Genomic DNA, 22381 nt, shown 5'->3' on the forward strand with positions numbered 1-22381 from the left:
GAAGAAGAGCATACTCCACCATTGATGAAGAAAATTGTGGATACACTCGCGCCGTCATGGCAGAGCACTCGACGCGACGCTCCGGTCGCTGGCGGTCCGGCGAACAGAGCCGGCAGCGGATCCTGGCGGCCGCGCGCGAACACTTCCGCGCGCACGGATACGCCGGCACCACCGTCCGCGCGGTCGCCGCCGAGGCCGGTGTAGATCCGGCGATGGTGTTCTATTTCTTCGGCAACAAGCAGGGCCTGTTCGGCGCGGCGATCGACATGTACGCCGGCCTGCCGCCGGCCATCGACGCCATGTTCGCCGCCGGCCTGGACGGCATCGGCGACCGGCTGGTCCGTACGCTGGTGGAAAACATGGACCAGTCCGACAAGGCGCCGCTGGCTCTGCTCAACGGTCCGGGTCCGCAGCCCGACTATGTCGAGGGGCTGCTGCGCGAATACATCGAGCGAGAGATCACCGGCCGGCTGACCGCGCTGCTGGACGCGCCGGACGCGGCGATGCGCGTCGGCATGGTCAACGTCCAGCTCCTCGGCCTGGCCGTCACGCGTTACGTCATCAAGCTCGAACCGATCGCGTCCGCGACCGTCAACGAGCTGGTCGAGCGCTTCGGCGCGATCGCGCAACGCTGTCTCACCGGCACGTCCTGACGGGCTGGTCCGGCGCCGGCAGCGGTCGTACGGTGTGACGATGGACGGACCAGTCCGGATCGGCAACTTCTCCGGCTATCTCGGCGACCGGTTCACCGCGATCGACGAGGTGATGGCCGGCGATCCGGTCGACGTGCTGATGGGGGACTATCTCGCCGAAGTCACCCTGGCGGCCTTGTCCGGCAGGGAAAGTCGCGGCTATGTCGGCTATTTCGTCAACCAGATCCGGCCACATCTGGCGGCCATCGCCGACCGTGGCATGAAGGTGGTGACCAACGCCGGTGGCTTCGCACCAGCGGCGCTCGCCGAGGCGTTGAGCGGTCACGGCCTGCGCGTGGCGTACGTCGAAGGCGACAACGTGCTCGACCGCCTCGGCGCGTACGCGGATGCCGGTCATCGCTTGGAAAATCTCGACACCGGCGAGCCGCTGGCGGCCTGGGGCCGTCAACCTGTGGCGGCCAACGCATACCTCGGCGGCTGGGGGATTGCCAGGGCATTGCGCGAAGGCGCCGACATCGTCGTGTGTGGTCGGGTCACGGACGCGTCGCTGACCGCTGGACCGGCGGCGTGGTGGCATGGGTGGAGCGAGGACGACTGGGACGCGCTGGCCGGTGCCGTGGTCGCCGGGCACGTGGTCGAGTGCGGCGCGCACGCCACCGGCGGAAACTTCTCTGGATTCACGCGGATTCCGCACCTGCTCGCGCCGGGTTTTCCGATCGCGGAGATCGCCGCTGACGGCACGAGCGTGATCACGAAACACTCGCGCGACGATGGTGCGGTCACCGTCGACACTGTGACAGCGCAACTGTTGTACGAGATCCAGGGACCGCGATATCTGAATCCGGACGTCACCGTCGATCTGCAGAGCGTGGAGCCGCGTCAACTTTCGCCCGGCCGCGTGGAAATCCGCGGCGCGACAGGTTCACCGCCGCCACCGACGACAAAGGTAGCGGTCTTCGCGCCGGTCGGCTATGAAATCGTCAACACAGTTTTCGTGACGGCGCCCGACGTGGACCAGAAAATCGACCTGCTGAAAGCACAGATCGGCAACGACCTGCCGGACGGCGTCGAGGTGCACTTCACGCGTATCGGCTCGGCGGCTGACAATCCGCGTACGCAGTGGGACGCGACCGTCGCGTTGCGCGTGATGGCGACCGCCGCCGAACGCGATCCGCTGATGCGGCTGCAGCTCGCGCGGCGGCTGACGTCGCTTTATCTGCAAAGCATTCCGGGTTTCTATCATGACGGCGGCTCGCAGCTGACCGGCACGCCGAAACCGCGGATCGACTTCTGGCCGGCGTTGTTGCCGATGTCGGCAGTCGACCACCGCGTCGTTGTCGAGGGACGGACGTACGATATTCCGGCGCGAGCCAAGACCGAGATCACCAGCCAGCCAACGCACCCGGAGCCCATGGAGCCGCCGCCAGCGACGGACGTACGCGAGGTGCCGCTCGGCACCATCGCGTACGCGCGCAGCGGCGACAAGGGCGGCAACAGCAACGTCGGCATCTGGGTCAGCGACGACCGGGCCTGGCCGTGGCTGCGGCAGGCACTGTCCACTGTGGAGCTTCGCCGGCTGGTGCCGGAGCTGGCCGGCCTTGAGGTCGTACGCCACGAGTTTCCGCGGCTGCGCGCGGTGCACTTCGTGCTGAAGGGACTGCTCGGCACCGGGGGCTCGGCGAACCTGCGCGTCGACCGGGTGGGGAAGGCGGTCGGCGAGTACATCCGCGCCAAGCACCTGCCGGTGCCGGTGGAGTTGCTGGAGCACAGCGCCAACTGAAGGCGTCCGCGTTTGACGCGATCTTGGTTCCGGGAGTAGAACTTAGATCGTCATCAACGAACTAAGTTCGTACGTCTGGAGACGCGATGCGAGTTTCCGTGGTGGGAGCCGGCCTCGGCGGCCTGGCTCTCGCGCAGGGTCTGCGCGGCGCCGGGATCGACGCCGAGGTGTTCGAGCGCGACCCGGGGATCGTCGCGCGGTTCCAGGGCTATCGGCTCGTGCTGGACTTGGTCGGCTTCCAGGCGGTGCGCGACTGCCTGCCGGCGCGGTGGCATCCGTTGCTGGACGAGATCGTCATGGATGCCTCGGCTGAGCAACTGATCCTGGACCCGCAGCTGACCGAGATCGGCCGGCTCGGCGCGAGCCGCACCGGCATCGTGGTCGACCGGCAGGTGTTGCGGCACCTGTTGCTGACCGGCCTCACCGTACGCACGGATGCCGCGCTGACCGGCTACGACGTGCTGCCCGACGGCAATGTCGAGGCTCATTTCGCTCGCCGCGACCCGGTCGCCGCCGATCTGCTCGTCGGCGCGGACGGCGTCACCTCCGCGGTCCGCTCGGTGTTGTCGCCGCGGACGACCCCGACCGACACCGGCGTCCGTTTTGTCATCGGCCGCACTCCGCTGACCGACGAGTTCGTCAGCCTGTCCAAGGCGTACGGCTCGAAGGTCGCCGGCGACGGCGTCAGCCTCCTGCTCGGCGCGATGCGCTTCCGTACCCCGCCGAAGCGAGCCGCCGAGCAACTGGCACCCGAGGTCACGCTGCCGGACATCGGGGACTACGTACGCTGGGCCATGATCCTTCCGCCGGATGGCCTGCCGGCGGACCTGACCGCGCGGGATGCCGTGTTGTCCAGGATGGACGGTTGGCACCCGGAGCTGCGCGCGCTGATCGAGCAGGCCGACCCGGACAACAGCGCGCTGCTGTCCATCCGCGTGGTCACGCCCGGTGAGCGCTGGCCGTCCGGCCCGGTCACGCTGCTCGGCGACGCGATCCACGCCACCTCGCCAACCGGCGGCAACGGCGCGAACACCGCCCTGCGCGATGCCGACCTGCTGCGCCGTTGCCTGATCGAGGTCAACGAAGGCCGCCAGGATCTGCTCAGCGCGGTCGACGACTACGAGCGGCGGATGTTCGACTACGGCGCCGAGGCCGTACGCGGCAGTCTTGCGAAGCTGCCCGCCTTCACACCTGGCGCACTGTCGGATTGTTGACAATAGGACGAGGCGCTCGTTACCGTGCCGGTACGATACGGATCGCGCGAGAGGCGGGTTGATGGCTCGGTATATCACGATTTCGCTGGACAAGCGGGGTGTCACGTGCCGGGCCAGGCTGCTCGACCAGGAGGCGCCGCGCACCTGCGCCGCGGTGTGGGACGCGCTGCCGCAGTCCGGCGACGCGTACCACGCCAAATACGCGCGCAACGAGATCTACGCGTTGGTGCCGTCTTTCTCCGACAACCCCCCGGGCCCGGAAAACCCAACGGTGACACCGATTCCTGGCGACGTGTGCTATTTCGGCTTCGAGCCGTGGCAGATCGGCAATCCGGCATACGGCTACAACGACGGCAGCGAGGCGCACAGCGGCGAGCATGTCGTGGACCTCGCGCTTTTCTACGGTCGTAACAATTTGCTGATCAACGGCGACCAGGGCTGGGTGCCCGGCAACGTGTTCGCCACCATCGAGGACGGCCTGGCCGACATCGCCGCCGCGGCGCAGGATCTGTGGCTGCGTGGCGTGGAAGGCGAAACGCTCAGCTTCCGCCGCGCCGACTAAGCTCGCCGACGGGTGAGAACGGACAAACCGGACCAGGAGTGTGGCTGGGGCGCCCGAGGTGCCATGGTGTGAATGTCGAGTTACTAGCGCTGGATGCAAGGAACAAGGCTGTCACACCCGCGCGACCGCAGGTCCCTGTTGCGGGTGTGACTGCTGAGCCGCATTGTCAGCCACAGTGGTCACCTCGGTATCGCCTGGCCGCCATTCAAAGCCGTAGCTGCTGCGTTTTCGTAGTCAGTATCATGACGGCATGCAGGAGATCAGCCGGCGCGAGCGCAAGAAGCGGCAGACCCGCACCACGATCGGCGACACCGCCTTGCGGCTTTTCCTTGAGCGCGGCTTCGACGCGGTCAGCATCAAGGAGATCGCGGACGAGGCCGATGTCGCGGTCACCACGATTTTCAAGCATTTCCCGAGCAAAGAGGCGCTGATCTTCGACGAGGACGCGGACATCGAGGCCGGGCTCGTCTCGGCCGTACGCGACCGCGCGCCAGGTCAGTCGGTGCTCGATGGCTTGCGCGACCACATCATCGCGAGCTCGCATCCGGAAAGCGCGGAAATGCGCGCGTTTCTGCGCTTGATCGACGAGACGCCGGCGCTGCGTGACTACGGCCATCGCATGTGGATGCGGCATGAAACGGCTCTGGCTCAGGCGATCGCGGAGGAGACCGGCGCCGCGTCTGACGACATCAAGCCAGCGGCGCTGGCGCATTTTGCCCTGGAAACGCGTGCCGTCGTACGCGACCGCGCCGACCGCGAGCAGGCCTTGAAAGACGCCTTCGAGCTGCTGGCGATCGGCGCGGATGCCGCGTTTTTACAGCGCTGACAACGCTTTCGACCAGAGGTCCAGCCCTTCGTCGACCTGCTCTCCGGTGACGACCAGCGGCGGGATCATCCGCACGACGTTGCCGTACGGTCCACAGGTCAGCAGCAACAGCCCGTTTTCCGCGGCGGCGGCGTGTACGCGCGTCGCGGCGGCGGCGTCCGGCGTGCCGTCGGCGGCGGTGAACTCGGTGGCGACCATCAGGCCGAGGCCGCGTACGTCGCCGATTTCCTTGTGTTCACCGGCGAACTTCGCCGCGCCAGCCAGCAGCCGCGCACCCTGCACGCGCGCGTTTTCCACCAGATTCTCGGACTGGATGACGTCAAGGGTCGCGACCGCGGCGGCACAGGCGACGGCGTTGCCACCGTAGGTCCCGCCCTGCGAGCCTGGCCACGCCTTCTCCATGGTGGCGGCCGGCGCGGCGATCGCGGACAGCGGAAAGCCGGACGCGAGACCCTTCGCGGTGATCAGGATGTCGGCGCGGCCGTCGAAGTGGTCGTGGCCCCAGAACCGGCCGGTGCGGCCGAAACCGGTCTGCACCTCGTCGAGAATCAGCTGGATGCCGTGACGGTCGGCGCGCTCGCGCAGGCCGGCCAGGAAGGCCGTGTTGGCCGGCACGTAGCCGCCTTCGCCGAGCACCGGCTCGACGATGAAGGCGGCCGTGTCGTCCGGCGCCGACTGCGTCGCGAGCACGAAATCGAGCTCACGCAAGGCAAACCGCGTCGCGGTCTCCTCGTCCCAGCCATAGTGGAAGGCATACGGGAAAGGCGCCACCGACACACCGGCCATCAGCGGCGCGAAGCCGGCGCGGACCTTGGTGCCGGAGGTGGTCAGCGAGGCCGCCGCGACCGTACGGCCGTGGAATCCGCCGGCGAAGGTGATGATGTTGGGCCGGCCGGTCGCCATCCTGGCCAGCCGGATCGACGCCTCGACCGCCTCGCTGCCGGAGTTGGCGAAGAACAGCGTGTCCAGGCCGGCCGGCAGCACCTCGCCGAGCCGCTCGACCAGGGTGAGCAGCGGCTGGTGCATGACCGTCGTGTATTGGCCGTGGATGAGCTTGCCGACCTGCGCCTGCGCCGCCTCGACGACCCGCGGATGGCAGTGCCCGGTGCTGGTCACCCCGATGCCGGCGGTGAAGTCGAGGAAACGACGGCCGGCGGCGTCGAAGACGTACGTCCCCTCGCCGTGCTCGACGAGGACCGGCGTGGCCTGCTTCAGCCGGGGGGAGAGGTGGGCCATCGCGTGGGTCTCCTCAAGAGTTGTCGGATTGTCAACAATATGCATAGCATGGCTGGCGAACCCGCACAATCTCACTGTCCCGACGGCTGTCCGGACAGGTAGGGCGTGTGCAGGATGGCGAGTACGAATCCTTTCTCGACTTCAGGAGCGCGGCAGTGCAGGCACGAGAAAAAGCGGTGGTCGACGCGGTCCACAAGGAGCTCTTCGTCGACGGCAAGTGGCGGCCGTCCAGCGGCGGAAAGGGGTTGCCGGTCGAGGATCCGGCCACCGGCGAGGTGCTCGCCGAGGTCGCGGACGCGAGTGTCGAGGACGGGTTCGCCGCGCTGGAGGCGGCGGTCGCCGCGCAGCGCGACTGGGCCGCGACCGCGCCGCGCGAGCGTGGCGAGATCCTGCGCCGCGCACACCAGCTGCTGCTCGACCGCGCCGACGACCTGGCGCTGCTGATGACGCTGGAGATGGGCAAGCCGGTCGCCGAGGCCAAGGGCGAGATCACCTACGCGGCGGAGTTCTTCCGCTGGTTCGCCGAGGAGGCCGTACGCATCGACGGCGGCTACGCGACCGCGCCAAACGGTCAGGGCCGGTTCCTGATCATGAAGCAGCCGGTCGGCCCGTGCCTGCTGATCACCCCGTGGAACTTCCCGATGGCGATGGGCACGCGCAAGATCGGTCCGGCCGTCGCCGCCGGCTGCACGATGGTGATCAAGCCGGCCGAGCAGACGCCGCTGTCGATGCTGGCGCTGGCCGACATCCTCGCCGAGGCGGGCCTGCCGGCCGGCGTCCTCAACGTGATCACCACCAGCGACCCAGGTGCGGTGATGGAGCCGCTGATCCGCGACGGCCGGATCCGCAAGATCTCCTTCACCGGCTCGACGCCGGTCGGCAAGATCTTGTTGGAGCAGGCGGCCGACAAGGTGTTGCGTACGTCCATGGAGCTCGGCGGCAACGCGCCGTTCGTGGTCTTCGACGACGCCGACCTGGACGCCGCGGTCGACGGCGCCATGCTCGCCAAGACGCGGAACATGGGGGAGGCCTGCACCGCCGCCAACCGGTTCTACGTGCAGCGCGGTGTCGCCGAGGAGTTCGGCCGGCGGCTGACCGCCCGGATGGCGGCGCTGAAAGTCGGCCGTGGCACCGAAGAAGGCGTGCAGATCGGTCCGCTGATCGACTCCGACGCGATCGCCAAGGTGACCGAGCTGATGGCCGACGCGACCGCCAACGGCGCGCGCGTACTCACCGGCGGGTCCACTGTGGACGGTGCCGGCCACTTCTACCCGCCGACCGTGCTGACCGACGTGCCGCGCGACGCGCGGATGGCCAGCGAGGAGATTTTCGGCCCGGTCGCGCCGATCTCCGTCTTCGACACCGAGGACGAGGCCGTCGAGGCCGCCAACGACACCGAGTTTGGCCTGGTGAGTTATGTCTTCACCACCAACGTGAACCGCGCGCTGCGCGTCTCGGAGCGGTTGGAGGCCGGCATGATCGGTCTCAACACCGGCCTGGTGTCCAACCCGGCCGCGCCGTTCGGTGGCGTCAAGCAGTCGGGCCTGGGCCGCGAGGGCGGCCGGGTCGGCATCGAGGAGTTCCTGGAGGTCAAGTACGTGGCGGTGGGCCTGTGACCTACCGGATCGCCAGCATCCCCGGCGATGGCATCGGCGTCGATGTCGTCGCGGAGGCCCGGCAGGTCCTCGACCGCGCCGCGTCGCTCTACGGTTTTTCCTTCGAGTGGACCGAATTCGACTGGAGCTGTGAGCGCTATCTGGCCGCCGGCGCGATGATGCCGGCGGACGGCATCGAGCAGCTGCGGCCGCACGACGCGATCTTCCTTGGCGCGGTTGGCTTTCCTGGTGTGCCGGACCACGTTTCGCTGTGGGGACTGCTGATCCCGATCCGGCGGGCCTTCCGGCAGTATGTCAACCTGCGCCCGACGCGGCTGCTGCCCGGCGTGGTGAGCCCGCTGGCCGGTCGGACGGCCGACGACCTGGACATCGTGATCGTACGGGAAAACTCCGAAGGCGAGTATTCCCAGATCGGTGGCCGGCAGAGCGTCGGCCTGCCGGAGGAGTTCGCCGTACAGCAGGCGGTTTTCACCCGGCTCGGCGTGACGCGCGTGATCCGTTATGCGTTCGAGTTGGCGCGTACGCGCGGCGGACGCGTGTGCTCGGCGACGAAGTCCAACGGCATCATCCACTCGATGCCCTTCTGGGACGAGATTTTCGCGGAGATAGCGGCCGAACACGGAGACGTTGAGTCCGAACAGTCCCATGTGGACGCGCTGGCGGCACGGATGGTCATGCGGCCGGACACGCTGGACATCGTCGTCGGGTCCAACCTGTTCGGCGACATCCTGTCCGACATCTCGGCGGCGATCGTCGGTGGTCTCGGCACGGCTCCGGCGGCAAACCTCAACCCGGAGCGCGAGTTTCCGTCGATGTTCGAGCCGGTGCACGGCTCGGCGCCGGACATCGCCGGCAAGGGGATCGCCAACCCGGTCGCGCAGATCCTGACCGGCGCGATGATGCTCGATCACCTCGGCGAGCCGGCCGCCGCGCGCGCCGTGGAAGCCGCGGTCGACAAGGTGCTGACCGCCGGTGTCCGTACGCCGGATCTGGGCGGCTCGGCCACCACTTCGGAGCTCGGTAGCGCGGTTCGCGACGCGGTAGAGTCCGGAAATGCACCTGACTCCGCGGGAAAATGAGCGGCTGACGATTTTCACCGCCGCCGAGCTGGCTCGGCGGCGGCTCGCTCGTGGCGCCAAGCTCGGTGCGGTCGAGGCGACCGCGCTGGTCTGCGACGAGGTGCTGGAGTGGGCCTGGGACGGACTTTCCCTGGAGGAAGTCGTTTCTCGTGCGCGCGAGATCGTACGGCCGGAATCGCTGTTGCCCGGTGTGGCGGCCGCGGTGCCGCGGATCGAGGTCGAGGCGTTGTTTCCGTACGGATCCACGCTCGTGCACATCGAGGCGCCCTTCGGACCTCCTGGCGAGGTGGTGCGTACGCCGGACAGCGAGATCGAGCTGGCCGCGGGACGGGAGCGGCGCGAGCTGACGGTCGTCAACCGTGGCCAGCGTCCACTGTGGATCTCGTCGCATTTCCCGCTGGAAAAGGCAAACAGCGCGTTGGAGCTGGACAGAGAGCTCGCCGCCGGCTGCCGGCTGGACATTCCGGCCGGCGCGTCCGTTGAGTTTCCGCCTGGACAGCCGCGGACGGTTTCGGTGGTGGCGCGATGAAACGCGACGCGTACGCGGCCACCTACGGGCCGACGACCGGTGACCGCGTACGGCTTGCCGACACCGACCTGTGGATCGAGGTCGAGGCCGACGACGGCGAGGCCGGCGAGGAACTTCTGGGTGGTTGCGGCAAAACCGCGCGCGACGGCCTGCTGGTGACCGGCCGCGCCAACCCGGATTCGGCGCTGGACCTGGTGATCCTCGGGGCGCTCGTGGTCGATCCGGTGCTCGGCATACGGAAGAGCAGCATCGGCATCAAGGACGGCCGGATCGTCGCCGTCGGCCGAGCCGGAAATCCGGATCTGAGCAGCGACATCGAGCTGGTGGTCGACTCGCACACGGCGATGATCCCGGCCGAGGGACTGATCGCGACGGCCGGCATGATCGACTCGCACGTGCACCTGTCCAGCGCGGAAATCGCGCCGGCCGCGTTGAGTGCCGGCGTGACGACCATCGTCGGCATGGGGATCGGCGGCGTCTGGGACGTCGGCGCGAATCCGGCGTACAACCTGCACTCGCTGATCGCCGGCTGGCGCGACATTCCGCTGAATGCGGCGTTTCTGGCGCGCGGCTCGTCCTCTTCGGCCGAGTTGCTGGAAAACGCGGTGTTGGCCGGCGCCGGCGGCTTCAAGATCCACGAGGATTGGGGCGCCACTCCGGAGATCGTCGACACTTGCCTTTCGGTGGCCGACAACGTGGATCTGCCGGTGGCGCTGCACACCGACACCTTGAACGAGTCGGGCTTTCTGGCCGACACGCTGGCGGCGACGCGCGGCCGCACGGTGCACGCGTACCACGTCGAAGGCGGTGGCGGCCATCCGGACCTGCTGGAAATCGTGTCGCAGCCGCACGTCCTGACCTCGTCGACCACGCCGACACTGCCGCTGACTCGGGCAACAGTGGCCGAGCTGCTGCCGATGACGATGACGGTGCACCGACTTTCCAGCGGTGACAGGGACATCGCGGCGTCGCGGATCCGCGAGTACGGCATCGCCGCGGAAAACGCGCTGCACGATCTCGGCGCGGTCAGCATCGTCAACTCAGACTCGATGGGGATGGGTCGGATCGGCGAGATCGGTCGGCGGACGTGGCAGCTGGCGCACGTACGCGCACATTTGGCCGGTGAGGTCGGCGTCGACTTCGCCAACAACGATCGGGTTTTGCGCTATCTGGCCAAAGTCACGATCAATCCGGCGATCGCGCACGGCCTCGCGCACGAGGTCGGCTCGCTGCAACCTGACCGGATCGCCGACATCGCGTTGTGGAATCCGGCGTGGTTTGGCGCCCAGCCTGAGCTCGTACTGAAATCCGGCTTCGTCGCCTGGGGCGTGTCGGGCTCCGGCTCCGGCTCGACGCGGCTCACCCAGCCGCGCACGATGCGGCCGTATTTCGGCGGTCTGGGCGCGGCTCCGCGGCGGCTGTCGACGGTTTTCGTGTCGACACACTGTTCCGGCCTGCCCGACGGCGTACGCAGGTCGGTGATCCGGGGCAGCCGCGGCCTGGCGCGCGCGGACATGGTCAGAAACACCGCCACACCAACGGTTTCCGTGCCGCTGGAGGCCGCGCCGATCACCGTCGACGGCCAGCCGGTCGACATCCACCACGCCGAGACGTTGCCGCTGACCCGCCTCCACCATTTGGGGTGAAGCCGCAGGGTCGGGACTGTCGGGTGATCGCAGCCGGCTGTCTCGCACATCGAGTGCGGAAAAATCCCGCATCCAAGGGCCGGTCGTACCGGGATTTCTCCACATTCGACGAGCCGTCACCACGGATCCGGGACGGCCGCAGCATGCGGTGAACGGAGCAACCCGTGCACCAGGCGCACGGGTTGCTCCGTTGCCACCATCAGACGGCCCGACGGTGCGCCCATTGCCCAGTCAGCAGTTGGGCGCGACCTGGCCGTCGGCGCCGGTGTAGACGTACGCGTCGGCGACGTAGCCGACCGGCGAGCTGATCTTGTCCCACAGGTCGCTGGTGCCGTACGTGCCGGTGACGCTGGTGCCGTGTGTCTGGCAGGTGATCGTCACGTTGGAGCCGTTCGCCACGCTGCCGACGACCGAGTCGGTGGTGTGCGGGCCGGAGCGTACGTTCAACGGGTCGCCGGCCGTCTTGACCGTGCCGGTGATCGTGCCGGTGCCGCCGCCGCTGGTCCACAGGAACGTGACCGTCACATAGCCGTTGTCGTTGAGGCCGACGTTATAGAAGGTGCCGTCGGCGAGGTCGATGCCGGCCGGGTTGAGCACCCTACGGCCAAACTGGTCCTTGCCGCCGTTGTAGCCGTTGAGATACGCGGCCTGCGCCTCCGGCGTGCCCTGCGGAAGGTCTTTCCACATCTGCCGCGTGCTGCTCGGGTTCCAGTAGTCGTCCTTGGTGTTCCACGGACCGACATCCCACACCGGTGCGGTTTCGCAGCGCGTCGGACCGCAGACCTTCACCGAATACTGCGTGCTGCCTTTCGGCGACAGGTTCTTTCCGGACGGCAGCGCCACGAAATGGTCGTTGGAGACGATGACGTGACCGTTGGCCGTCGTGCCGCCGACCAGGCCTTCGCGCGTGGCATAGACGCGATAGCTCAGCGCGGCCATCGGTTTGGCGACCGGTTTGCGGTCGACCACGCTCGTCGACACGTCCAAACCGGACAGCGCAGGAGCCGCGCCGTTTGCGTTGCTGTGCATGGTGATCCGCAGTTGCAACTGGGTCGCCGGCCGGTCGAGCGCGGCGTTTTTGGCGTCCTGCCACGATGTCCACTGCTGGCCGTCGGACGCGCGTACGTCCACGGTCGCGTCGGAGCCGGCCGGCACCTTGCCGGCGAGCTTGACCGAGACCTGGTTCGCCGGCTGCGCGAGCGTACGCGGCGGCAGGATTTCCATGCCATAGCTCTGGTTTCCGCCGGCCGCGGCGGTACGGAAGGCCGGGTCGGCGATGGTCAGCGTGCCGGCACGGCTGGCCAGGTTGACCTGGCCGGCGACCGGTGCGGCCAGGTTTTCGTGCCACGCCGGGCTTGTCGGCGCGGCGTCGGCCGGTGTGGCGGCTCCGACGACCGCGGTGGCCGCCAGTGCCAAGGCAGCCAGGATGCGCGTCCCTCTCATGTCCCACTCCCTCGTCGCGGCAGGACCCGATTCCCGTCCGCGCGACGGAGTATGGGATCGACCGATACAAACCTGATACAACGCCGCGAAAATATAGCCGAAGTCTGGACGAAGGTGGCATAGCGGGTGGCATTGACAACATGTTGGCGAGATGACATGATGTTGTCATGACATCGACTGTCCATGTAGCGGTCTACGACACGCTGTCCGACTGGGAACTGGGATACGTGACGGCGCACATCAACAAGCCAGACTGGCAGAAGCGGCCGGGCCGCTATCGCACGGCGACGGTCGGCGTGACCCGCGATCCGGTCACGACGATGGGTGGCCTGCGGATCACCCCGGAGTTGGCCGTCGACGAGATCGACCCGGCGGACAGCGCCATGCTGATCATGGCCGGCCTGGAGCCGTCGGCGCGTGCCGCCGCAAAGCCATTTGTCGATTTGGCAAGGCGATTTCTCGACGCCGGCAAGCCGGTCGCGGCGATCTGCGGTGCCACGCTTGAACTCGCCGCCGGGGGACTGCTTGACGACCGCGCGCACACCAGCAATGCGCCGGAATTCCTGACGTTCGCACCGGCGTACGCCGGCGCCGAGCATTATGTGGACGCGCCGGCGGTGACCGACCGCGGCCTCATCACCGCGAGCGGCATTCATCCGGCCGACTTCGCCAGGCACATCTTCGCCGAGCTCGACCTTTACGACGAGGACACGGCGACGGCCTGGTACGAGCTGTACGGCGAGCGCCGGCCGGAGGCGTTCTTCAAGCTGATGGCCTCATGACCGCGCGCACCGAGGCCGGTGACGTGGTGAGCGACCTGGTCATGCGTACGTTTCGGCTCAACGGCCAGTTTCTCGCCGCCGCCGAGCGGATCGCGCGCGGGGTCGGCCTGACCGCGGCGTGGTGGCAGGTTTTGGGGGCCGTGCTGGAAAAACCACTGACGGTCGCGGACATCGCGCGGAGCATGGGACTCAGCCGGCAGGCCGTGCAACGGATCGCCGATCTGCTGGCTGACCGGGGACTGGCCGAGTACCTGCCGAATCCGGCGCATCGGCGCGCGAAGTTGGTGCGTCCGACCGAAAAGGGGTGGGACGCCATCCGCGGCCTCGCGCCGGACCAGCACGCCTGGGCCAATCAGGTCACCGAGTCGTTCAAGGTGGACGAGCTCCGGCAGGCTCTCGATGTCATCGAACGGCTTATCGAGGCGACCAGCTGATCGCTCGACGGAGGTGTTCGGCGGTGTGCGACGACGGATCGTGGACGAGGTCGGCCGGCGTACCTTCGAACATGACCTGGCCGCCGGCGCTGCCGCCTTCCGGTCCGAGGTCGATGACCCAGTCGGCGTGCGCGATCACGTCCAGGTCGTGCTCGATCACCACGACCGAGCCGGCGCGTTGGTCGACCAGCCGGTCCAGCACGTCCAGCAGCCGCGTCACATCCGACATGTGCAGGCCGGTCGTCGGCTCGTCCAGCACATAGATCGCACCTTGTTTGTGCAGGTGTGAGGCCAGTTTGATGCGCTGGCACTCGCCGCCGGACAGGCTGGTCAGCGGCTGGCCGAGCCGCAGGTAGTCCAGGCCGACGTCGACCACCGCGCGCAGGATCGGCGCCACCGCGCGGTTTCCGGCGAAAGACTCCCGCGCCTCGCCGACCGTCAGCTCCAGCACGTCGTGGATGTTGCGTCCGTCGAGACGGTAGGCGAGCACCTCGTCCTTGAACCGGCGTCCTTGGCACGTCTCACAAATCGCTGACACACCGTCCAGAAAGCCGAGATCCGTGACGATCACCCCCATGCCTTCGCAGGTTTCGCAGGCACCGTCGGAATTCGCGCTGAACAGTGCCGGGCTTACCTTGTTGGCCTTGGCGAACGCCTTGCGGATCGGATCGAGCGCGCCGGTGTACGTCGCGACCGTCGACCGCCGGTTGGCCGTCGGCGCGGTCTGGTCCACCACGATGGCTTCCGGATGCTGGACGCAGAAAACTCCGTAGATCAAGGAGGATTTCCCGGATCCGGCCACGCCGGAGATCGCGGTCACCACACCGGACGGAATGTCCACTGACACGTCTCGCAGATTGTGCAGGCTGGCATGGGAAATCGGCAGCTGGCCGGTCGGTTTCCGGACCCTTTCCTTCAACCGCGTACGCGCCTTCAGATGTTCGCCGGTCAGCGAACCGGAGTTGGAAAGACCGTCCACGTCGCCGGCGTAGGTGACCTTGCCGCCGGCCGATCCGGCGCCTGGACCGATGTCGATCACATGGTCGGCCGCCGCGATGACACCGCGGTCGTGCTCGACGACCAACACGGTGTTTCCGTGGTCGCGCAACGAAACCAGCAGGTTGGTGAGCCGTTGTACGTCTCGCGCGTGCAGTCCGATGCTCGGCTCGTCAAACACATAGAGCAGGTCGGTGAGCGTGCTGGCCAGGTGGCGCACGATCTTGATGCGCTGCGACTCGCCGCCGGACAGCGTGTCCGTCGGCCGGTCCAGGCTCAGATAACCCAGGCCGATGTCGACCAGGTGGCCGACGCGCGTACGCAGTGCGTCGACCACCGGAGCCGCGGACGGCACGTCCATTGTGGACAGCACCTCGGACAGTCTGCCGGCTTCCATCGAGGAAAGCTCGGCGATGCCATAGCCGGCGACGCGGCAGTCCAAGGCGGCGCGCGACAGCCTGGCGCCATCGCACTGCGGGCAGCGGACCGAGGTGGTGAAGCGCGCGGCCATCTGGCGGGTACGCTCACTCAGCTCCGCGCTGTCCTTCTGGACGTAGAGCCGGCGAAACTTCACCACCGCACCTTCGTAGGTGGCGTTGATCCGCTGCCCGTTGACCTCGACGGCGACCGAGCCTTCGTTGCCGTACAACAGATCCTGACGCTCGGTGTCGGTGTAGTCGGCGATCGGCTTGTCAGCGTCGAAACGCGTGCTGTAAGCCTGCCAGTGCCAGCTGCCGACCTTGAAGGCCGGCGCCAACAACGCGCCTTCCTTCAACGATTTCGACGCGTCCAGGAAGGTCGCGAGGTCGACCTCCACCACGTCACCGAGACCCTCGCACCTCGGACACATTCCGTTTGGCAGGTTGAAGGAAAAAGAGTCCGATCGGCCGACGTACGGCTCGCCAGCTCGGGAGAACAGCAGTCGCAGGACCGGCGCGATGTCGGTGATCGTGCCGACCGTCGACCGCGAGCCGCCGCCGAGCCGGCGCTGGTCGACCATGATCACGGCGGCCAGGTTGTCGATGAAGTCGACGTCGGGATGTCCGTATGCCGGCAGGAATCCGCGTACGAAAGCCGGCAGCGTCTCGTACAGTTGCCGCTGCGCCTCGGTCGCGACGGTGTCGAAGACCAGCGACGATTTTCCTGAGCCGGACACGCCGGTCACCACGGTGAGCTGTCGTTTCGGGATGTCCACGTCGACGCCCGCGAGGTTGTGCTCGCGAGCGCCGACGACTCGGATGTGCTCTGTCACTGCCAGTAGTCCTGCCTTTTCTCAATGGTCGTACCGGATTGCCGGTTGGCCATCCGGCGAAGCACGATCGGGGCCAGCGCGAAGCCGAGTACGGCCCAGACGCCCAGGACACCGACCATCTCCAGGTGGCGCCACGAATGGCTGATTTCGGCGGCTGCCAAGGCGTCCGGCAGCATCGCCGACCGCATGCCCAGGCCCAGCCAGTAAACCGGGAAGACCTGCGCGATCCACTGCAGCCAGGCAGGGAAAGCGGTGACCGGATAGAAGACACCGGAGATCGCGACCAGGCCGGTCAGGAACAACATGCCAAAGCCGAGATTCTGCGGATTTTTGAACAGCGAGCCGAGGACCGCGCCGATCGGCAGGCTCGCGACCAGTCCGAGCGCGAGCACCGCGACCAGCGTCAGCCAGGCCGCTGGCTCACGGAGTCGCAGTCCGGAAAACAGAAACGCGGCCGGCACGAGGACGAGGAGCGCCGAGGCGATCGTGATCGCGGAATAGTTGACGACTTTGCCGATGAGATAGCCAACCACGCCGTGCGGTGTCGCCTTCATCCGCAACAGCGTGCCGTCGGTACGTTCGACGGTCAGCGTCGCCGCCAGCCCCATCAGTCCGATCAGCACGACGTTCATCCCGAGGATGCCGGGGATGGCCTGTGTTCCCAACGAAAAACTCGTGCCAGGCACGGTGGCGCCGCGCAGCAGGTACATGATGACCAGCGACACCGCCGATGGCCACACCCAACCGAGGATGTCGCCGGCATTGGTGGCGAAGAGCCGAAACTCGGACCAGCCGCGGTGCAGGCCGGCCAACACAGCGGCATTCATCGGGCCACCACCTCCGCCAGCTCGGCCGGCACCTGGCCGTGGTCGCCGGCCTCGAACTGGTGCACCAGCTCCAGATAGACCTTCTCCAGGCTGGCGCGACGCACCTGCAGGTCACCGATCGACCGGCCGTGTTTTTCGAACAGTTCACGGACAAACTCGGTCGGATCGGCGACAGCTTCGACGAAGTGCTCGCCGTCGCGGCTGAACCGGACCTCCGCCTTTCCGGACACCTGCTGGGCAAGCTCGGCGGCCGTGCCGTCCGCGACGATCCGGCCGCCGGCCAGGATGAGGATCCGGTCGGCGAGTTTCTCCGCCTCGTCCAGGTCGTGTGTGGTGAGCAAAATCGTGGTGTCCTCCAAATGGGACAGTCGACGGACCAGCTCGTGAAACACGCGCCTGGCCTGCGGGTCGAAGCCGACCGTCGGCTCGTCCAGGAACAGCAGCTCCGGCCGGCCGACCAGGCCGACGGCCACGTCGAGCCGGCGGCGCTGGCCGCCGGACAGCGTGCCGATCGCGGACTTTGCCTGCTCTGTCAAGCCAACCAGTGCGACCAGCTCGTCAGGGTCGTACGGATCGGCGTAGGGCAGGTAATAACGCCGCAGCTGGTCGAGCAGGTCGCGGACCCGCCAGCGGCTGTGGTCGCGCCACGACTGCAGGACGATCCCGATCCTGGCGCGCCAGGCCTCGTCACCGTCGTCCGGATCGGTGTCCAGCACGCGTACGTCTCCGGCCGATCGCCTGCGGAATCCCTCCAGGATCTCGATGGTGGTCGTCTTTCCGGCGCCGTTGGGTCCAAGCAGTGCCAGCACCTCGCCGCGGCGCAACTGGAGGTCGACTCCGTGCAACACGTCCTTCTGGCCATAGCGCATCCGGAGGTCATGGGTCTTTACTGGTGTCCCGGCCATTGATCTGGGAAAACTCATCCTTCAAGTGTCTCATTGAACAGCCCGTTGAGACTTTTTCGGCGTTTCGAGGACGGGTGCTGCGCGTACGATTGGATAACCTTCAACTCCCGGCGTAAAGGAGGTGGAGGAGTGGCACTGCGGCCGATCGACCTCGCGCGGCTGGCCGGCATCTCCACGCAGCAGGTCCGCAACTACCTCGACGCCGGCGTGCTGCCGCCGGCGGAGCGCAGCGCGTCGGGCTATCGGCAGTTCGACGAAGGCCACGGCCGCGCGCTGATGACCTATCGGGCGCTGGCGAGGGGATTCGGCGGCCACGTCGCCGGCGACATCATGCGTTCCGTGTACACCGGCGACATTCCGAAAGCGCTCACGCTGATCGATGCCGCGCACGCGATGATCCACGAGCAACGGCTGTCGTTGCGGTCCATCGGCGACGCCTTGGAGGCCACCGCCGCGGCTCCGGAGCTGCCTGGCATTCCGGCCGGCGGCCTACGGATCGGCGAGGCGGCCAGGTTTCTGGGCGTACGGCCGTCGGCGCTGCGTGTCTGGGAATCCGCCGGTCTGCTGTCGCCGGTACGTGAGCGCGGCACGAAATATCGCCACTTCGACGCGGAGGACCTGCGTTACGCGCAGATGGTGCACATGCTGCGGCAGGGTCGTTATCCGTTGCCGCAGATCAAAACCATCCTCGACGGCCTGCGGCAGGCCGGCAGCAGCGACGAGCTGCGTACGGCGATCGCGCGCCGACAGGAGGCGCTGATCCAGGTCGGCCGTGCGATGCTCGCCGGATCCGCGGCATTGCACGGATATCTAGTCGAGTCGCAGGTTGGCGAGTAGTTCGTACGACCGCAGCCGGTCGGCGTGGTCGTGTGTGATGGTCACCGCCATCAGCTCGTCGGCACCGGTGTCTTTGAGCAGCCGCCGCAGTTTTTCTTCCGCGGTGGCCGGACCGCCGATGATCTGCGCGTCCAACGCGGCGCGTACGATCGCGCGTTCCTCTTCGGTGTAGTCAAAACCGGCGGCCTGCTCGGTGGTCGGCAGCGAGTCCATCAGCTTGCCGCGACGAGCCGAGAGCATGTTGACGCGGCTCGGACCGTGCAGCCATTCGGCGGTGGCGTCGTCGTCCGCGACGATGACCGCGGCGGCCACCATCGCGTACGGCTGCGACAAGGCAGCCGATGGCTGGAAGTTTTCGCGGTAGGTGGTCAACGCCGCCGTGGTCAGGTCGGGACGGAAATGATGTCCGAAGGCAAACGGAAGGCCGCGCTTTCCGGCCAGCTCGGCGCTGTAGTGGCCGGTGCCGAGCAGCCAGATCGGCGGCTGGAAGCCGACCGCCGGCACGGCTCGTACGGCCGTCGTCCCGTCGAAATAGCCGAGCAGCTCGGTCAGTTGTTCGGCGAAGTCGCCGCCAGCCGCGCCGCCGGCACGCCGCAACGCCGCGGCCGTCTCCGGATCCATCTGCGACGCCCGGCCGAGTCCGAGGTCGATCCGGCCGGGGAAAAGCGCCTCCAGCGTGCCGAACTGCTCGGCCACCACCAGCGGCGGATGATTGGGCAGGATCACACCGCCTGAGCCCACCCGAATCGTGCTGGTGGCCGCGGCGACCTGGCCGACCAACACCGCTGGTGACGACGTCGCGACGGCACGCATGTTGTGGTGTTCCGACATCCAGAACCGGCGATAACCCCAGCTCTCGGTGCGTACGGCCAGGTCGAGCATCCGGCGCAGCGCCTGCCGCGCATCCGAACCGGCTGAAAGGAGGGCAAAGTCGAACACCGAGAGCGTGGCGGTCATGGTTGCCAGCGTTACACCAAAGTCCTGCGGTGGCCAGGAATTGCGGTATCCCGCTGGCGAGTCAATAAGGTGAACGGGTGGAATCCACTGTGGACACCGCGGAGCTGGCCGCCGGACTCGACCGGCGGCTGGCGGCCGATGACGTGGCGCGCCGGCGCGCCTTTCCGGGGGACGCGCGGGACCGGCAGCCGGTGCACACCGTGTATGTGCCGGCTGACCGGATGTTGCCGGGAATCACTCGCGACTGGGGCCGGCAGGCGCTCGCCTCGCTGGACGAGTTCGGCGCGGACAAGGCGCTGCTCGCCGAGCTGGCCGGCGTCGACGCCGACGTGATCGGTGACGTGGAGGCGCGCGTACGCCGGAAGCTCGCGATGGAGCCGGTCGAGGACCTGCGCGCCGACCTTGAGGACGGCTTCGTGCCGGGCGCGGGGGACTGGGACGCGCTCGAGGACAGCGCCGTACGCACCGCGGTCACCGCGCTGCACGAGGATTTCCGGGTCGGGCTCGGCTCGCCGTTTTTCGGCGTACGCATCAAGAGCTTCGAGCCGCGGACGCGGCATCGCGCGGTGCGCAGCCTGTCGCTGTTTCTGCAGGAACTCGGCGAGCTGCCGGAGGGTTTCGTCGTCACACTGCCGAAAGTCACCTCGGTGGCGCAGGTCGAGGCGATGGTGTGGCTGGCCGACCGGCTGGAGATCGAGCTCGGCCTGGCCGGCCGGCTGCGCTTCGAGCTGCAGATCGAGACCACACAAGCTATCCAGGGCTCGGACGGCACCGCCACGGTCAGCGCGATGGTGCAGGCCGCCGACGGCCGGTGCACCGGCCTGCATTACGGGACCTACGACTACAGCGCCGCCTGCGGCATCGCCGCCGCGTACCAAAGCATGGCGCATCCGGTCGCCGACCACGCGAAAAACGTGATGTTGCTGGCCGCCGCCGGCACCGGCGTACGCGTGTCGGACGGCTCCACCAACATTGTGCCGGTCGGCGATGCCGCGCACGTACATGCCGTGTGGCGGCTGCACGCGAGGCTCGTCCGACGGTCGCTCGAACACGGTTTCTACCAGGGTTGGGACATGCATCCCGGTCATCTGGTCACGCGTTACCTGGCCACGTACGGATTCTTCCGCGACGCGTTTCCGACCGCGGCCGCGCGGCTGCGGTCCTATGTGGACAGTGTCGGCGGTGGTGCGGTGATGGACGAGCCGGCGACCGCGCGTGCGCTGGCCAACGTCCTGATCCGTGGCCTGGACTGTGGTGCCGTCGACGAGGCCGAGGTCGCGGCCACCGCCGGCATCGACCGTGCCGGTCTCAACGCGCTAGTGCAGGCATGAAGGCGGCCGCCGCGTCGCGGTCGTGGCTGGCGACGATCGTGACCTCCGGCGCAAGTGCGTGCAGCCGGTGGATCGCCGCGAAAGCCAGGTCGCGGTCGTAGTCGACCAGGTTTCCCGGAAACGGCGCCTTTTCGCGCAGGTGCCTGGCTTGCAGGCCGTGCCACACCGCGTCACCGGCCAGCAACACCGGTCCGCCGTCGAGCGCCAGCAGCACGCCCACGCTGCCTGGCGTGTGGCCGGCCAGATCGACCAACACGACGGAGCCGTCGCCGAAAACGTCGTGGCTGCGTGCGAAAGTCAACACCGGGGGACCGTCGAGCTCGTAGGTGTCGAAGTCACGGCCGGCCAATGGTCCGGTCACGAATCCGAGTGCCGAACGCAGGGCGGTGTCGCGCTCGACCGGCAGCGTACGCACCGGCACTTTCGCCGGTAGCTCAAGCAATCCGCCGACATGGTCCCAATGCAGGTGCGTAGGCGTCACAAAATCGATGTCGGTAACGTCGAGTCCGACCGTACCCAACGCATCCGGCAGGCCGACGACGTTTTTGTCAGGCGTCACAACGCGTCGCAGCGGTTGCGGAATCTCCGGCAACACACGCTCGTGGATGTCGGCGCACATGGCCGGATCGACCAGGAAACGTGCCTGCGGATGCTCGATCACGTACGTCGCCATGGTCATCGCGACTCGACGCGGTTTGCGCAGTCCTTCGGCGACGATCGCGGTCGGCGCCGACTGGTCGGCCTGATGCAGAGCCGTGAGTCGGACGGTCGTACGCGCACGCGGCAGGCCGGCGTTTGTCAGATTTGCCAGGAAGCGCTGGTCAGGCCGGCGCGGCGCGACCAACCGGCCGGCGGTCGAGACGAGCGCGCCGCAGCAGGCCAGCAAGATGTTGTCAGACAACGGAAATCTCCTCGGCAATCAGCGGAGCCAGGCGGTCTGCGACCTCACGCAGTGGTCGCAGGGACCGTTGGACGCGCGCCAACAGCAGCGCGCCTTCGATGGACGACAGGATGAGCACGGCCAAGCCGCTCGCGCGGTCGGCGGCGATGCCATGGCCGGTCAGGTCGGCGGTGATCAGATCGAGCCACTGCTGATAGCCGTCACGACACGCGTCGCGTACGCCTTCGGTGGCTTCGAGCGCGACAGTGGCGAGTGGGCAACCCTCCTGGAAATCCGACTCGGCGAGCCGCTGGCCAAGCGCCTCGGCCATCGCGCGTACGGCGGCCGGCGGGTCGTCGTACGCGTCGATCGTCGCCCTGATCGCGGCCGCCATCTCGGTCGCGGACGCCGCCATCGCCTCCGCGGCGAGCTGCTGTTTTCCGCCGGGGAAGTGGAAATACATCGAGCCCTTCGGTGCGCCGCCCTCGGCCAGCACCTGGTTGATGCCGGTGCCGTGCAGCCCCTGGCGGGCGAAGAGCGTACGAGCCGTGGTCAGCATGCGTCGGCGGGTCTGTCCATGTGCGGCCATGAGAGAA

General features: G+C 67.7%; 21 protein-coding genes. 13 read left to right on the top strand and 8 right to left on the bottom strand.

What is annotated here, in order from left to right; all coding sequences use genetic code 11:
• Positions 1 to 56: 56 nt before the first annotated feature.
• The 5 genes from GNX95_RS02960 (at position 57) to GNX95_RS02980 (ending at position 5035) form a co-directional block, all read left to right on the top strand.
• Entirely contained in the window at positions 57 to 653 is a 597-nt protein-coding gene (locus GNX95_RS02960) for a TetR/AcrR family transcriptional regulator (protein WP_163505604.1), read from the top strand.
• Positions 654 to 693: 40 nt separating this feature from the next.
• Complete coding sequence (locus GNX95_RS02965; protein ID WP_163505605.1) at positions 694 to 2433, top strand: acyclic terpene utilization AtuA family protein; 1740 nt, start codon at positions 694 to 696, stop codon at positions 2431 to 2433.
• A gap of 86 nt (positions 2434 to 2519) precedes the next feature.
• Positions 2520 to 3647, top strand: a complete 1128-nt coding sequence (locus GNX95_RS02970) for an FAD-dependent oxidoreductase (RefSeq protein ID WP_163505606.1) — start codon at positions 2520 to 2522, stop codon at positions 3645 to 3647.
• Positions 3648 to 3708: 61 nt separating this feature from the next.
• On the top strand, positions 3709 to 4209 hold the full coding sequence (locus tag GNX95_RS02975) for a DUF3830 family protein (RefSeq protein WP_163505607.1): 501 nt from the start codon (positions 3709 to 3711) through the stop codon (positions 4207 to 4209).
• A gap of 250 nt (positions 4210 to 4459) precedes the next feature.
• Positions 4460 to 5035: a TetR/AcrR family transcriptional regulator gene (locus GNX95_RS02980; RefSeq protein WP_163505608.1), complete on the top strand. Its 576-nt coding sequence runs from the start codon at positions 4460 to 4462 to the stop codon at positions 5033 to 5035.
• On the opposite strand, the gene GNX95_RS02985 is transcribed toward GNX95_RS02980, so the two are convergent.
• Complete coding sequence (locus GNX95_RS02985) at positions 5024 to 6271, bottom strand: aspartate aminotransferase family protein (RefSeq protein WP_163505609.1); 1248 nt, start codon at positions 6269 to 6271, stop codon at positions 5024 to 5026. The two genes, GNX95_RS02980 and GNX95_RS02985, sit on opposite strands and share 12 nt — an antisense overlap.
• Before the next feature lie 155 nt (positions 6272 to 6426).
• Here GNX95_RS02985 and GNX95_RS02990 point away from each other — a divergent pair, with 155 nt between their 5' ends.
• From GNX95_RS02990 to GNX95_RS03005, 4 genes are read left to right on the top strand one after another with little or no spacing between them, the layout of a single operon-like run.
• Entirely contained in the window at positions 6427 to 7887 is a 1461-nt protein-coding gene (locus tag GNX95_RS02990) for an NAD-dependent succinate-semialdehyde dehydrogenase (RefSeq protein WP_163505610.1), read from the top strand.
• Positions 7884 to 8966 (top strand): tartrate dehydrogenase, encoded by a 1083-nt coding sequence (locus GNX95_RS02995; protein ID WP_163505611.1) that lies wholly within the window; start codon positions 7884 to 7886, stop codon positions 8964 to 8966. The genes GNX95_RS02990 and GNX95_RS02995 overlap by 4 nt, the downstream gene beginning before the upstream one ends.
• Positions 8941 to 9495, top strand: coding sequence for an urease subunit gamma (locus tag GNX95_RS03000; protein WP_163505612.1), 555 nt, complete (start codon positions 8941 to 8943; stop codon positions 9493 to 9495). Before GNX95_RS02995 ends, GNX95_RS03000 begins: the two co-directional genes overlap by 26 nt.
• The gene (locus GNX95_RS03005) at positions 9492 to 11141 is read left to right on the top strand and encodes an urease subunit alpha (protein ID WP_163505613.1); all 1650 of its coding nucleotides are present in this window, start codon (positions 9492 to 9494) and stop codon (positions 11139 to 11141) included. Before GNX95_RS03000 ends, GNX95_RS03005 begins: the two co-directional genes overlap by 4 nt.
• A 231-nt stretch (positions 11142 to 11372) precedes the next feature.
• Here GNX95_RS03005 and GNX95_RS03010 read toward each other — a convergent pair whose 3' ends face one another.
• Positions 11373 to 12584: an SH3 domain-containing protein gene (locus GNX95_RS03010; protein WP_163505614.1), complete on the bottom strand. Its 1212-nt coding sequence runs from the start codon at positions 12582 to 12584 to the stop codon at positions 11373 to 11375.
• 167 nt (positions 12585 to 12751) lie between these two features.
• On the opposite strand from GNX95_RS03010, the gene GNX95_RS03015 reads away from it, so the two are divergent.
• Together GNX95_RS03015 and GNX95_RS03020 are read left to right on the top strand one after the other, a co-directional pair.
• Positions 12752 to 13366, top strand: a complete 615-nt coding sequence (locus GNX95_RS03015; RefSeq protein WP_163505615.1) for a DJ-1/PfpI family protein — start codon at positions 12752 to 12754, stop codon at positions 13364 to 13366.
• Complete coding sequence (locus GNX95_RS03020; RefSeq protein ID WP_163505616.1) at positions 13363 to 13800, top strand: MarR family winged helix-turn-helix transcriptional regulator; 438 nt, start codon at positions 13363 to 13365, stop codon at positions 13798 to 13800. Before GNX95_RS03015 ends, GNX95_RS03020 begins: the two co-directional genes overlap by 4 nt.
• Here the strand turns inward: GNX95_RS03020 and GNX95_RS03025 are convergent.
• From GNX95_RS03025 to GNX95_RS03035, 3 genes are read right to left on the bottom strand one after another with little or no spacing between them, the layout of a single operon-like run.
• Complete coding sequence (locus GNX95_RS03025; protein WP_246281492.1) at positions 13781 to 16048, bottom strand: ATP-binding cassette domain-containing protein; 2268 nt, start codon at positions 16046 to 16048, stop codon at positions 13781 to 13783. The genes GNX95_RS03020 and GNX95_RS03025 overlap by 20 nt on opposite strands.
• The gene (locus GNX95_RS03030; RefSeq protein ID WP_163505617.1) at positions 16045 to 16875 is read right to left on the bottom strand and encodes an ABC transporter permease; all 831 of its coding nucleotides are present in this window, start codon (positions 16873 to 16875) and stop codon (positions 16045 to 16047) included. Before GNX95_RS03030 ends, GNX95_RS03025 begins: the two co-directional genes overlap by 4 nt.
• Complete coding sequence (locus GNX95_RS03035) at positions 16872 to 17744, bottom strand: ABC transporter ATP-binding protein (RefSeq protein WP_246281493.1); 873 nt, start codon at positions 17742 to 17744, stop codon at positions 16872 to 16874. Before GNX95_RS03035 ends, GNX95_RS03030 begins: the two co-directional genes overlap by 4 nt.
• Positions 17745 to 17909: 165 nt before the next feature.
• Here GNX95_RS03035 and GNX95_RS03040 point away from each other — a divergent pair, with 165 nt between their 5' ends.
• Positions 17910 to 18617 (top strand): MerR family transcriptional regulator, encoded by a 708-nt coding sequence (locus GNX95_RS03040; protein ID WP_163505619.1) that lies wholly within the window; start codon positions 17910 to 17912, stop codon positions 18615 to 18617.
• Here the strand turns inward: GNX95_RS03040 and GNX95_RS03045 are convergent.
• Positions 18591 to 19574 (bottom strand): LLM class flavin-dependent oxidoreductase, encoded by a 984-nt coding sequence (locus tag GNX95_RS03045; protein ID WP_163505620.1) that lies wholly within the window; start codon positions 19572 to 19574, stop codon positions 18591 to 18593. The two genes, GNX95_RS03040 and GNX95_RS03045, sit on opposite strands and share 27 nt — an antisense overlap.
• Positions 19575 to 19651: 77 nt before the next feature.
• Between GNX95_RS03045 and GNX95_RS03050 the strand changes: the two genes are divergently transcribed.
• Complete coding sequence (locus tag GNX95_RS03050) at positions 19652 to 20905, top strand: DUF6986 family protein (protein WP_163505621.1); 1254 nt, start codon at positions 19652 to 19654, stop codon at positions 20903 to 20905.
• Here GNX95_RS03050 and GNX95_RS03055 read toward each other — a convergent pair.
• Positions 20883 to 21806 (bottom strand): MBL fold metallo-hydrolase, encoded by a 924-nt coding sequence (locus tag GNX95_RS03055; protein ID WP_163505622.1) that lies wholly within the window; start codon positions 21804 to 21806, stop codon positions 20883 to 20885. The two genes, GNX95_RS03050 and GNX95_RS03055, sit on opposite strands and share 23 nt — an antisense overlap.
• Entirely contained in the window at positions 21799 to 22374 is a 576-nt protein-coding gene (locus GNX95_RS03060) for a TetR/AcrR family transcriptional regulator (RefSeq protein ID WP_163505623.1), read from the bottom strand. Before GNX95_RS03060 ends, GNX95_RS03055 begins: the two co-directional genes overlap by 8 nt.
• Positions 22375 to 22381 lie beyond the last annotated feature (7 nt).

This window comes from Fodinicola acaciae (assembly GCF_010993745.1).
GTDB lineage: Bacteria > Actinomycetota > Actinomycetes > Mycobacteriales > HKI-0501 > Fodinicola > Fodinicola acaciae.